This window comes from Novosphingobium sp. EMRT-2 (assembly GCF_005145025.1).
Classification (GTDB): domain Bacteria; phylum Pseudomonadota; class Alphaproteobacteria; order Sphingomonadales; family Sphingomonadaceae; genus Novosphingobium.
Window position 1 is genome coordinate 362,239 of sequence record NZ_CP039697.1, and the last position, 12,668, is coordinate 374,906.

A 12,668-nucleotide genomic window follows, 5' to 3' on the forward strand; every position below is an offset into this window, starting at 1 on the left:
CCGTCAGGCAAACGGTTCGTCGATTGCCCGCGAAGGCTCGGTAAACCAGCGCGCGCCGTGATCGGTGACGTGGAAATGATCCTCCAGCCGCACCCCGAACCGGCCCGGCACCACGATCATCGGCTCGTTGGAAAAGCACATGCCGGGCTGAAGCAGCGTCTCGTCTCCGCGCACGAGATAGGGCGCTTCGTGGACCGACAGGCCGATGCCGTGGCCGGTGCGATGCGGCAGGCCGGGCAGGCGGTAGTCTGGACCCAGTCCGTGCCGTTCCAGCACCGCCCGCGCCGCCGCGTCGATCGCGGCGCAGGGTACGCCGGGGCGGACGGCATCGAACGCCGCGCGCTGTGCCTCCGCCTCGATGTCCCAGATCCGGCGCTGCTCGTCATCCGCCTTGCCGAAGACGTAACTGCGGGTGATGTCGGAATTGTAGCCTTCCACCGCGCAGCCGGTGTCGATCAGCACCATGTCGCCTTCGCGCAGCTCGTCGTCCTGCGGCAATCCGTGCGGGAAGGCGGTGGAAGCGCCGAACTGGACGATGCAGAACGTGCTGCCGGCACTGCCGATCGCCTTGTGCGCGGCATCGATGAACCCGCGCACGGCGCTGGCGCGGATACCGGGTGCGAGAACACGGGCCGCGCGGCGCTGGACCTCCAGCGTCATCCGCTTGGCTTGCCGCATCAACGCGAGTTCCGCGTCGGACTTGATCGCCCTACACCCATCGATGATCGGCGTAGCATCCATGATCGATGCCGAGGGCGCGGCCAGCCTGATCCGCTCCGCCATGCCGAACGGCAGCGCCGGATCGATCGCCAACCGCTTGGCCCCGGCTTCGCGCAGGATCGCGGCGACCAGCGCGGAAGGGCTTTCGTGCTCCTCCCACAACCGCAGATCGACATCCATGGACAGGATCGCCTCAAGGGAACCCCGCTCAAACGCCGGACAGACGATGTAGGGCTTGCCGCGCGGCGTCAGCACCATCGCCACCAGCCGCTCGATCATGCCCCACCCGATTCCGGTGAAGTAGGAGAGGCTGAGCCCTGCTCCCACCAGCAGCGCATCCGCCCCGGCAACGACCATGGCCGCGCGGGCACGCTCGATCCGGGCCTGCCGCTCCGCCAGCGCGATCGCGGGCGCGCGATCCGCCCACGGCCGGATCGCGGCCAGTTCGGCGGCGATGGTTGAACCGCCGATCATGCCGCCGGATCGAACCCGTAATCGCGCCGCGCCTGCTCCGGCGTGACGTAGCCATCGCGCAGGTCTGCCAGCAGGCGGGATCGATCGCGTTTCATGGGATCACCATAGCCCCCGCCCGTCGCGCTGACGAGCCGGAAGGTCTCCCCTTCCACGGCCCGCGCGCCGGTGACCATAGAATAGGTCTCCACCGAGCCATCGCGGCGCAGGATTTCGGCACGGTTGGTGGAGCCTTCGCCACCGCCGGCCAGCCCCCAGGGGCGCGATGTGGTGCGCGTGGCGGAATAGGTGAGAAACGCTTCCTTCGCCGTCACGCGATAATCCAGCACCACGCCCTTGCCGCCGCGATACTCGCCCGCGCCGCCGTCCTCGGCGTGCAAGGCATACTGGTCGATCTCGAAGCCATAACGGCTTTCGGCCAGTTCGATGGGGATGTTGAACGTTTCGCCGTTCGCCGCGCAGAACTGGCCTGCGTCGCCATCATGATCGATGCCCGCGCCCCAGCCGCCCACCAGCGGCTCGCCCATCACGAACAGGTCTTCCGTCCCCGGCAGCAGTCCGGAAATGAACGTGGCGCCCACAGTGCGCTGGTGACCCACCGGCAGCTTGTGCGGCATCAGCGGGGCCAGCGCCTTCCACATGACCTCGATCGCGCCCAGCAGCGATTCATAGTAGATGGAAACCGGCGCCGGGCTTTTCGCGGACAGGATCGTGCCTTCCGGGCAGATCACCTCCAGCGCGCGGAAACAGCCGCCGTTTGCCGGAATCTCGGTATTGGTGACCGCCTTGAACGTGCAGCGCACCCCGGTGATGAGGCCGGCGTAGGACAGGTTGATCGGCCCCGGCGCCTGGCCGCTGGTGCCGGTGAAATCGGCGACCATCCGGTCGTCGGTGATCGTCACCTTCACCTTGATGACGAACGGGCCATTGCCGTGCCCGTCCTCTTCCACCACGTCCTCGGCGGTGAACACGCCCTTGGGCAGCTTCTTCAGCTCCTCGCGCGTCATGCGCTCGCCATAATCGAGCAGCGAATCCATCGCCGCGAGCAGATCGTCGCCCCCGTATTTCGCGGCGAGTTCGACGATCCGCCGCCCACCCACGCGGCAGGCGGCGACGCCCGCGTGCATGTCGCCGATGGTGCTGTCGGGCAGGCGGACGTTGGTGCGGATCATCTCGACCAGCGCCTCGTTCATGCGGCCTTCGTCGAACAGCTTGAGGAAGCGCAAGTGCAGCCCTTCCTGGAAGATGTCGGTCGATGCGGTGGTCGCGCTGCCGGGATAAGTGCCCCCCACTTCGGTCCAGTGCGCCTTGTTGACGGTCCAGGCGATCAGCCGGCCATCGACGAAGACCGGATAGAGGATCACCACGTCCGACAGGTGCGTGCCCCCGCCTTCGTAGGGCGAATTGGTGACGAAGATGTCGCCCGGCCTGATCCGGTCGAGCGGCCAGTGCTCCAGCGTACTCTGCACGGCGGTATCGAGCGTGGCGAGGAAGCCGGTCACGCCGTTGCCCTGCGCCAGCAGGTTGCCGCGCGCGTCGGTCGCACCCACGGCGAAGTCCGTCGTCTCGTAGATGATCGGGCTCATCGAGGTGCGGATCATCGCGTTGAACATCTCGTCGCCCAAAGCCACGAGCGCGTCCTTGATGATTTCCTGGGTGAAGGGATCAGTGCTCACGGGCGCGCTCCTTCGGGCTGGGGAAGATGGACATGGTAGTTGCCAAGGCGATCGACTTCGGCGCGCGCGCCCGGCGGCAGCGGCAGGGTAACGGCCGGCTCCTGGATCACCGCCGGGCCGGACAGCGCCATCCCCGGCTCCAGCCGCAGCCCGTCATAGATCGTCGCGTCATGAACGCCATGCGTGTCGAAATCGACGCGCCGCGTGCCCTTGACCGCGTCCGCCAGGGTCAGACCGGTCACCGCCCGCTCGGCAAGGTCGGGCTTGTCGACCGGCAGGGTGGCGACAAGATGGAAGTTGACGAGCTGCACCGCCGCGTCGAGCCGGTAGGTAAAGCGCTTCTCGTGCGCCTCGTGGAACGCGGCGATCGCGGCTTCCACCGGTGCATCGCCATCGAGCGGGAAGGCTATGCCGACGGTATGTTCCTGCCCCACATAGCGCAGGTCCGCCCGGTATTCGAACAGCGGCGCGCGATCGCCCGCTTCGCCGGCGAAATCGCGCAGCGCCTCCGCCTCGATTTCGGCGAAGATGGCGCGCACGGCGTCGATGCTGCGGGGCGCGAGCGGAGTCAGCCGGGTGCGGATGTAGTCGCGCCGCAAGTCGGTCAGCAGCATCCCCCAGGCCGAGAACACGGAGGAGTTCACCGGGATGATCACGCGCGGCACCTTGAGCTCTTCGGCCAGCGCCACCGCGTGCATCGCCCCGCCGCCGCCGAAAGCCATCAGCGCGAAATCGCGTGGATCGTAGCCCTTGTTGGTGGAAACCAGGCGCAGCGCGGTGGTCATGTTGGCGTTGGCGATGCGGATCACCCCGCGCGCCAGTTCCGCGCGGCTGAGCCCGAGCTGGTCGCACAGCGGCGCGAAGGCGGCATCCACCGCCTGCCAGTCCGGTTCCACCTCCCCGCCGACGAAGCTGGCCGAATCGATGCGGCCCAGCAGGAGATTGGCGTCGGTCGTGGTCGGACGGGTGCCGCCGCGCCCGTAGGCTGCCGGCCCCGGGCGCGCGCCGGCCGATTGCGGCCCGACATGGAGCTTGCCGCCGGCATCGACCCACGCGATGGACCCGCCGCCGTTGCCGATCTCGACGATTTCGGAAACGGGCGTCTGCACCGGATAGCCGGGCGACTTGCCGTCGCGCTCGATGTAGTAGTCGGTCGAGACCTTGATCTGACCGCCCTCGATCAGCGTGCATTTGGCCGTGGTGCCGCCGATGTCGAGCACGATCAGGTTCGGCTCGCCGATCGCCCGGCCGACATGGGCGGCGGCGTAGATGCCGCTGGCAGGGCCGGATTCGACCATGGTGATCGGGTTCGCCTTGGCCGCGGCGGCGGTGGCGATGCCGCCGTTGGACTGCATCATGTAAGGCTTCTGGGCAAAGCCGCCGTCGGCCAGCCGCTGTTCCAGCCGCTCGATATAGCGCCGTGCGATCGGCGAGACATAGGCGGACAGGACCGTGGTGTTGGTCCTTTCATATTCGCGCCATTCGCGGCTCACCTCGTGGCTCGCCAGCACGGCCACGCCGGGCCAGGCCGCGCGGATCGCCTTCACCGTGCGGCGTTCGTTTTCGGGATTCACATAGGCGTGGAGAAAGGCCACCGCGATCGCCTCGACGCCTTCCGCCCGAAAGAAATCGAGCAGCGCGGGCAACGGCGCGAGGTCGACCGGCTTGACCAGATCGCCCCGGAAATTGCTGCGTTCCACCAGTTCGGCTCGCAGGTAGCGGTCCACGAACGGCCGGGGCTTGCGGAAGTTGAAGTTGAACAGGTCCGGCCGGTTGCCCCGCGCGATCTCGATCACGTCGCGGAAGCCCGCCGTGGTGATCAGCGCGGTCTTCACGCCCTTGCGCTCGGTCAGCGCATTGATCACGACGGTGGAGCCGTGAGCGAAGAAATCGAGCGCGGCGGGGGAAAGGCCTGCCTTGGCCATGGCGTTCATCACGCCCTGTTCGAATTCGGGCGGGGTTGTGTCCGCCTTGGCCACCTGCACCGCTCCCGGGCGGCCGGTCTCGGGATCGACGGGATAATAGACCAGGTCGGTGAAGGTGCCGCCGACATCGCTTGCTGCACGCACAGGAAGTTCTCCGGTTGGGCCTGTGGCCAGGCCCCGGTGGGAAGGGATCAGGGAAAGTGCGGCGCGGTCAGGCGCGGGGCACGATCACGGTGTTGCCGATCGGCGGCGGCCCGGCGAACAGGCCGCTCGCCGCCAGCCGTTCCTCGCCGGGTGGGGCCATGCTGTAGAGCCGGCTCGGCTTCCATCCGAACTGCACCTTGGCGAGCGCCGCAGCTTCGGTCGCCTTGTAGCAGGCATAGACGGCATCGACGATCGGGATGCCGAACTCCCGCTGCAACTGCGCATAGAAACCGAACTCGATGGTGCAGCCCAGGATCACCGCTTCGGCCTTGTCGATCTCCACCGCCTCGCGCACCGCGCGGCGGATGGCGTCCTCGGTGGCGGCCGTATTCTGCTGGAATTCATCGACGTGGCGGCCGATCGTGCGGAACGAGGCCAGCCGGTCATGATAGCCGTAGTGGCGGATGCGATCTTCCATCTGCACCTTCCACTTCTCGACGCCGATCACGACCGAGAAGCGGTTGGCGAGGTTGGACACGATCTGGAGCGCCGACTGGCACGGCGCGCAGACCACGGCATCGCCGGAAATCTCGCGCGCCTCGTCCAGCGCGGTGTCGTAGAAGCAACCGATGGCATAGCCATCGAAGCCATGGGTCGCGGCATAGCGCGCGATCGCCGTCACCGGAAACCAGATGCGGCTTTCGAACACCCGCCATTCCAGGTTGGTCAGCGCGACCGGCTCGGGAATGGCGAGCGAAACGACATGGACTTCGGCATTGGGCAGTTTGACGCGGCCGATCAGGTCGGCGATCGGCGCGTCATAGCCCGGCTGGTTGATCGGATTGACCCAGAGGATCCTGAGCGGCGCCGTGGCCGGCGCCTCGCGGTGATGGGCGATCGCGGTCATGTCCTCTCCCTCAGAAGCTCGTCCGCAGCTCGAAGCCCCAGGTGCGCGGCGAAGCCGGCTGGACGAAGCCCCCGCTGACGAACTCGGCGTTGTACTTCTTGTCGCCAAGGTTGCGGACGAACCCGGTCAGACTCCACTTGCCGCTGGCGTCCTCCAGCCCGGCATGAAGGTTGACGAGCTGGAAGGAAGACCGCGCCGTGGCGTTTTCCGGGTCCCAGTACTGCTTGCCGTGGTGTTCCATCTCGCCCCGCGCGAAGACGTTGAGGCCATCGGACACCGGGAAGCGGTATTGCGCGCCGATCGATCCGCTGTCGCGCGGGATATAGGGTGCCCAGTTGCCGACATCGGCGGGATTGAACGTGAACTTCTTGATCCGGCTGTGGGTGTATCCGTAGTTGGCGTAGAGGTCCAAGCCCTTGACCGGGGTGAAGGCCACCTCGATTTCCCCGCCGTAGAGATCGACCTTGTCGACGTTGACGAGGATCTGCGCGCCCACCGCGCCCACGAACACGAAGTAGAACGGATTCTTGTCGGCGGTGTAGAACGCGGTGCCGTTGATGCGCAGGCGGCCGCCGAGCAGCGTCGCCTTGAAGCCGGCCTCGGTCGTTTCCGCGCTTTCCTGCCGGGCAAGATCGAAAGCGCCGGGGAGGTTGGCGGCGGAGGCGGCGCCCGCCTGGTTGAACTGGCCCGACCGGAAACCGATGCCCCAGTCCGCGAACAGCGTGAGGTCCGGGCTGGCCTTGTAGTTCAGCGTGACCTTTGGTTGCGCCTTGCTGAAGTTGGCGACGCGCGAGCAGGCAGTGGTGGCCGCCACCGTGCAGCCGGCGGGAACGCCCGCGCTGCTCAGCGGATCGATCATCTGGTGGCGATGATCGTGATCGTAGCGGAACGCGACGGCGGCTTCGAGCTTGTCGGTGAGGTCATAGGCAACGTTGCCGTAGAAGGCATAGGCGGTGTTGCGGTTGTTATCAGCGAGGAACGACAGCGTGGGGTTGATCGGATTGCTGTACTGCGGCGCCTTGTAGATGCTGACGATGCCCTGCCCGTTGTCCTGCCCCGTCGTGGTCGAGATGAACCGGCGGGTGCCGAGGATGTAGGCACCGATCATCCAGCGGAAGCGGCCGCCATCGGGCGATGCGATGCGCAGGTCGTTCTGCCAGGCCTTGACGGTTTCGTACTGCGTCTGCGTGCCGTCGGTGCCGAACACGTTGCGGCTGGCGGTGTAGGGGAACTGATCGCCTTCGAGGTATTCCTTGATGTTGATGTAGGAGAGGACATTGGTGATCGTGCCCCAGTCCGCCTTGTTCTCCAGCTTCAGCGAAACATCCGTCAGCTCGCGGAAATTGCGGCCCCGGTTGTTGGCGCAGAACCGGCGGCTGACGCGGTCGGCATCGGGCGCGGGACCACCGAAGGGATTGGCCGGATCGAGGAAGCACGAGGTATCTGAGGCGAACTTGGCGCCCTGATACTGGAACTGATCGCCGATCGCGTTGGTATGGCTGTAGCTCGCGCGCAGGTCAGCGGTCAGCGTATCGGTCAGGAACGCTTTCAACTGGCCGCGCACGTTGCGATCATGCACCCAGTCGACCGTCTGGTTGAGATGGTCGTTGCGCAGCAGGCCGCCGAAGTTGCGCGCGCTGCCGGCCAGGCGGAACAGCAGCTTGTCCTTGACGATCGGCCCGCTGACCGAGACCTCGCCGCGATAGTCGTTGCCGTTGCCGGCGGAAACCTGCGCGTCGAGATGGAAATCGTTGGTCGGCTGCTTGGTGGTGACGATGATCGCGCCACCGATCGCGTTGCGCCCGTAGAGCGCCCCTTGCGGGCCGCGCAGCACTTCGATCTGCTTCACGTCGAACAGGTCGCTGGTGAACTGGCGCGCGGAAATCTGCTGGATACCGTCGGTCACCACCGCGATCGGGCTTTCGCCGTTGCGGACCTGCGAAATGCCGCGAATGGTCACGAACGAATTGCCCGCGCTCTGCGACTGGACGATCGAGATATTGGGCGTGATGCCGATGAAGTCCGCCACGCCCTTCACCCGTGCATCCTCCAGCGCCTGGCTGGAAAAAGCGGTGACGGACAGCGGAGCCTGCTGCAGCGCTTCCAGGCGGCCGCGCCCGATCACGACGATCTGGCTGGGATCGGCAGGCGCGGCAGTCGCCTCTTCCGCCGGCGGTTGCTGCGCGTGCGCCACGCCGGCGGCGGACAGGACGAGCGCCGAGGCGCAGGCGGACAGGCGTATCGTGCTACGAACGGACATTGGACCCCCCTTGGTCGGATTTGTGTCTCTTCCGGCAAGGTCCGTCATCGGGCGGTCACGAACAAGCTGCCCCGGAGAGTAGCTACCCATCGGTGGAGGCGGCGGCGGACCTACCCGAACGGGGAGGTCCGGCGGCGGGCGGAGAGTCAGGCGCGGGAGGACCAGCCGGTGTCGCGCAAGGCAGACAGCGCGTGGGCGCGACGGTCCACGCCCAGCTTGGCGAAGATGTTTTTGAGGTGGAATTTGACGGTGTGCTCGGTCATGTCGAGCGCGCGGGCGATTTCCTTGTTGGTCAGCCCGCGCGAAAGCTCGGCGACGACTTCCTGCTCGCGCGCGCTGAGCACCGCGATCGGGCTGTCGTCCGCCGGACCGGCCTCGGCCAGGCGCTCGTCGATGGAGGACAGGAACGAGGCCTCGACGGGATTGCCGCCGCCGTCCCACAGCGCGCGCTTGAGCCGGCGGATCAGCGGCGCGAGTTCGGGCTGCTCGAAGAACGGCAACGCGATCCCTTCACCGGCAGCGCGCTCCACCGCCTCACGCAAATGGCCCATGGCGTCGTCCGGCCGCCGGCCCAGCGCGGCGATGCGCGCCAGCAGCAGATGCGCGCGCACTTCATAGGGACGCGCGCCGATCGCCCGGGCACAGGCAAGCATGTCGCCCGCCCGTTCGCGCGCCTGCGCCGGATCGCGGATCGCCAGCCAGGTTCCCAGTGCGAACGCCACGTCCACACCGGCGCGCCAGTGGACGGGATTGTCGCGCCAGATGCCGAGGGGGAAACGGACGGCGAGGTGTTCCGCCAGCGGCTGCGCCTGCGCTGTCTCGCCCGCCGCACCATGGCGCAGCAGGCGCTGCGCCTGGACGATGCTCGCCAGCCGCTCCAGCCCGCGGGCGCGGGTCAGCGCATCGCCATCGGCAATCACGCGGTCCATGGCCGCGCTATCCTGTGCCAGCCAGGCAAGGCGGAAGCGGCTATCCAGCCCGGCGGCATAGATTTCGAACCAGCCATCGTAATCACAGACGTGGCGGAACGCCTCGTCAAGCTCCTGCGCGGTCATCGTCAACCGCCCGTCGCCCCACAGCTCGACCAGCGCCAGCAGCGTCTCGGCCAGAGCCTTCAGGCCGCTGTCTGCGCCGAAGTTCTCGACCGCCATCGCCTTCGCGCGCTGGAGATAGGCGGTGGCGCTACGCAGTTCGCCGCGATAGGCGCACGACAGGCCCGCGTGCAGGAAGCAGTAGTTGAGGCCCAGCACCGAATTGACCGAGCGCATCGCGCCCATCGCCTGCCGTGCAAAATCCTCCGCCCTCGCAAGCTGGCCCGCGCACAGGCTGGCTACCGCCCCCGCGCAATCGAGCACGCCGCGCGTCAGTCCGTCGGCATCCGGCATCCGCTGCCGCATCGTCTCGAAGAACGACAGGAACGGCACGTCGACGGTATTGTCCTCGTAGGTGCGGATCAGGACGTTGATGTTGAGGGTATCGCGCTCGTAATCGTTCAGGAGGCTCCAGTCCCCAGCGGGCCAGTCACCCGCCGGCGCACCCGGATCAAGGGCCACCAGATCGAACGTCGATCGCGCCTCGCGCAGCAGACCCATCTTGAGCTTCACGTAGGCTTCGGCCAGCAGCAGGCGCGGGTGCGACAGACGCTCTGCCGGAGGAATGAAATCCAGCAGCTGGTTGAGCTGTCCCATCCCGCCGAACAGCACCAGCCGCCAGCCGCCCGCCTGCTCCACCAGTTCGGCGCAGCGCGCGAAATCGCCGGCCAGGCTGGCGTGGCGCACCGCCTCGTCCAGCAGTCCCCGCCGTTCGAATGCTTCCGAGGCGCGCAAGTGCAGCGCGGGCACCGCCGTCGGCCTGCGCTGGCGCAACTGCGCCTGGAGATAATCGGCGAAGAGATGGTGATACCGATACCAGATCGCGTCAGCATCGAGTGGCGTCAGCAACGATTGCAGCGGCTCCAGCTGCTCCATGATCCGCCAGCTGTCGTCACGCCCACGCAAAGCATCGGTGATCTCCACGCTGAACCGTTCGAGGATTGAGGTTTCCAGCAGAAAATCGACCGCCTCCTCGGTCAGCCCGCGCAGGACCTGATCGGAAAGGAAACTCCACAAATGCCCTCCCCGCGTTGCCAGCCGGCCCAGAGCGGGCGCACCGGAGGCCTGCCCCTGGCCCTGCAAGGTGATCAGGCGGGCAAGCTGCAGCGCCACCGGCCAACCCTCGGTCCGCTCCGCCAGCGCGTCGCGATCGGCTTCGGCCAGACCGACATCGAGCACCTGCCGCGATTCCGACGGCGTGAAGCGCAGCATGTCGCTAGTGATCTCCACCGCCGCGCCGCTGCCCAGCAGGCGGTGCAGCCCGATATCGGGGCGGCGGCGCGTGCTCATCAGCAGGCGCGTGCCTTCGGGCAGCAGCGCGATCCACTGCCCAAGGAACCCGTCGAGCGGCTGGGCGGACGCGCGGTGATAATCGTCAAGAATCAGCGTGACCGGCGCGCCGCTGCCGGCTAGGCGCGCGTTCAATTCGCGCACCGCGCTGTCGATGGTGATCTCGGTCAGGCCCCGGTCGGCCTGCGCCACCAGATCGCCCACGTCGACATCGGCGCTTTCCAGCGCCCGGATCACCCCGATCATGAAGCGGCGCACGTCCGCATCGCCCTCGTCGAGCGTCAGCCAACCCACGCGCCCGCCGGCGTCGCGCAAGTGATCGCGCCATTGTGACAGCAGCGTGGTCTTGCCGAAGCCGGCCGGCGCGGTCAGGAGAACCAGGCGGCTCGCCGCCACCGATCCCAGCGCGGTCATCAGCCGGGCGCGGTGGACCACGCTCGACGGCATGCGCGGCACTTCCAGCTTGAGCTGGAGCATCCGCTGGGCGTCACTGGCGGTTCCGGTGCTGGGCATTCCCCCTCGACGCTGGCCGGATGGCCCCGCGCCATCCCTGCTTGCCGCCGCATAGTGTGCCGCCCCGCGCTCCGGCGCAACCTCCCCTTCCCGTGGCGGCGGCAGCGGCGTCACGGCCCGTCGCGCCGGACCAGCGACAGTGGCCAAAGCGAGGTCTGGAGGTAGGCGCCGTCCAACGGCGTGGCATGCCCGGTCAGTGCCTGCAGCAGGAGCGTCCCCGCCTCCCCCTCCAGCCAGCCGCCCATCGCGACCGTCCGGTTCCGCGCGTCGTCGCAAGCGGTGATCGCCAGCGCGCACCGGTCGCTTTCCTCCGCCTGCCCGTCCAGATCGGCAAAGCCGGTTATGGCGATTTCGCGCCCGTCTTGCTCCAGAAAACCGTCCACCAGCGCGACGCGCCCACCCGGTTCGGCCAGCACGCGGAGGGCGAGCCGCATGCCGTCCGCGCCGCTCCAGACGCCCGACGCCGGATGGGGAACGGCCACCCCCGCCGGCGGCAGCCCGGCATAGGGGGTATTCGAAGTCCTGCGATAGGTGAGCTTGTCACAATAGAGGCCGGGGCCGCACAGACCCGGAAACTCCCCGGATGCCACGAGCAGATGATTGACCGTCACCTGCGCTCCGCCATCCTGGCCATGATACTGACCGGCCATCGCCGACGCCCAGTGCCAGCTCGGATCGGCAGGATCGTCGCCGACCGACCGCCAGGCGATCGCAAGGGCAAGCGGCTGGCCGTTCCCGCCGGAAGCGGCCCTGCCCTGACGGCCGGTCACGAGGTAGCGGCCCGTCGATCCGGTGGTCGATTCATAGATGCCCCAGATCGCGCCGCTTCCCGCAGGCTTCTCCTCCACCGCGAGGATCATGCGCGAGCCGTACTCGTTCTCCCAGACGCCTGCGACCGCCACTCTGCCATCCCGTCATCACCAACCGGGCGAACTATCGCAGGCGCCAGAGGGGAAACCAGCTACCCGGACGAGTAGGTCGCCGCTATCGAGCGGTCTGAAAGGATCTCGCATGAAGAATACGATGCACGCCGGCCTTGCCGCAATCGCCGCGCTGGCGCTGCTCCTGTCGACCGGGGTCGCGCTGGCCGCAGCGCCCGGGCGCGGGAACGACGATACGCAGGCCGCCAACATCCGCGCCCTGTTGCAGAACGATCCGGTGGTACCGACCGTCGCGCCGCGCGGCGCGGACGTCACGATCGTGCTGTTCTCCGACTACCAGTGCCCCTACTGCAAGCAGATCCACCCGGTGATCCAGCAATTGCTCCGCGAAGACCGGAAAGTGAAGGTCGTCTATCGCGACTGGCCGATATTCGGGGCGGGATCGGTCGAAGCCGCCCGCACGGCGATCGCCGCGAACTATCAGGGCAGGCACGCTGCGTTCAACGATGCCATGATGCAGACGCCGGGGCGGATCACCTCGCAAGGCGTGCGCGCGGCAGCCGATCGGGCCGGGATCGACTGGAACAGGTTGCAGGGCGACCTTGCGATACACGCAAAGGATATCGACGCCGCCATCACGCGTACCAATCTCTATGCCACGGTGATGGGCCTCAAGGGTACGCCGGGCATCCTTGTCGGCCCCTATCTGATCCCCGGCGCGGTCGACATCGCGAACCTTCGGCGCGTGGTGGCCAGAGCGCGCACCAATCCGACGGGCGCGTGACCGGGA

General features: G+C 67.5%; 8 protein-coding genes. 1 reads left to right on the forward strand and 7 read right to left on the reverse strand.

Annotated features, from left to right (window positions below):
• Window positions 1-3: 3 nt before the first annotated feature.
• From FA702_RS19745 to FA702_RS19775, 7 genes are all read right to left on the reverse strand, one after another.
• The gene (locus tag FA702_RS19745) at window positions 4-1,194 is read right to left on the reverse strand and encodes a Xaa-Pro peptidase family protein (RefSeq protein WP_136957804.1); all 1,191 of its coding nucleotides are present in this window, start codon (window positions 1,192-1,194) and stop codon (window positions 4-6) included.
• Window positions 1,191-2,867, reverse strand: a complete 1,677-nt coding sequence (locus FA702_RS19750; protein WP_136957805.1) for a hydantoinase B/oxoprolinase family protein — start codon at window positions 2,865-2,867, stop codon at window positions 1,191-1,193. The genes FA702_RS19745 and FA702_RS19750 overlap by 4 nt, the downstream gene beginning before the upstream one ends.
• Entirely contained in the window at window positions 2,864-4,936 is a 2,073-nt protein-coding gene (locus FA702_RS19755; protein WP_136957806.1) for a hydantoinase/oxoprolinase family protein, read from the reverse strand. Before FA702_RS19755 ends, FA702_RS19750 begins: the two co-directional genes overlap by 4 nt.
• A 67-nt stretch (window positions 4,937-5,003) precedes the next feature.
• Window positions 5,004-5,843, reverse strand: a complete 840-nt coding sequence (locus FA702_RS19760) for an aspartate/glutamate racemase family protein (protein WP_136957807.1) — start codon at window positions 5,841-5,843, stop codon at window positions 5,004-5,006.
• 10 nt (window positions 5,844-5,853) lie between these two features.
• The gene (locus FA702_RS19765; RefSeq protein WP_255504908.1) at window positions 5,854-8,103 is read right to left on the reverse strand and encodes a TonB-dependent receptor; all 2,250 of its coding nucleotides are present in this window, start codon (window positions 8,101-8,103) and stop codon (window positions 5,854-5,856) included.
• A gap of 146 nt (window positions 8,104-8,249) precedes the next feature.
• The gene (locus FA702_RS19770) at window positions 8,250-10,997 is read right to left on the reverse strand and encodes a LuxR C-terminal-related transcriptional regulator (RefSeq protein WP_136957808.1); all 2,748 of its coding nucleotides are present in this window, start codon (window positions 10,995-10,997) and stop codon (window positions 8,250-8,252) included.
• Window positions 10,998-11,107: 110 nt separating this feature from the next.
• On the reverse strand, window positions 11,108-11,899 hold the full coding sequence (locus FA702_RS19775) for an avidin/streptavidin family protein (RefSeq protein ID WP_136957809.1): 792 nt from the start codon (window positions 11,897-11,899) through the stop codon (window positions 11,108-11,110).
• A gap of 109 nt (window positions 11,900-12,008) precedes the next feature.
• Between FA702_RS19775 and FA702_RS19780 the strand changes: the two genes are divergently transcribed.
• On the forward strand, window positions 12,009-12,662 hold the full coding sequence (locus FA702_RS19780; RefSeq protein ID WP_136957810.1) for a DsbA family protein: 654 nt from the start codon (window positions 12,009-12,011) through the stop codon (window positions 12,660-12,662).
• Window positions 12,663-12,668: the final 6 nt, after the last annotated feature.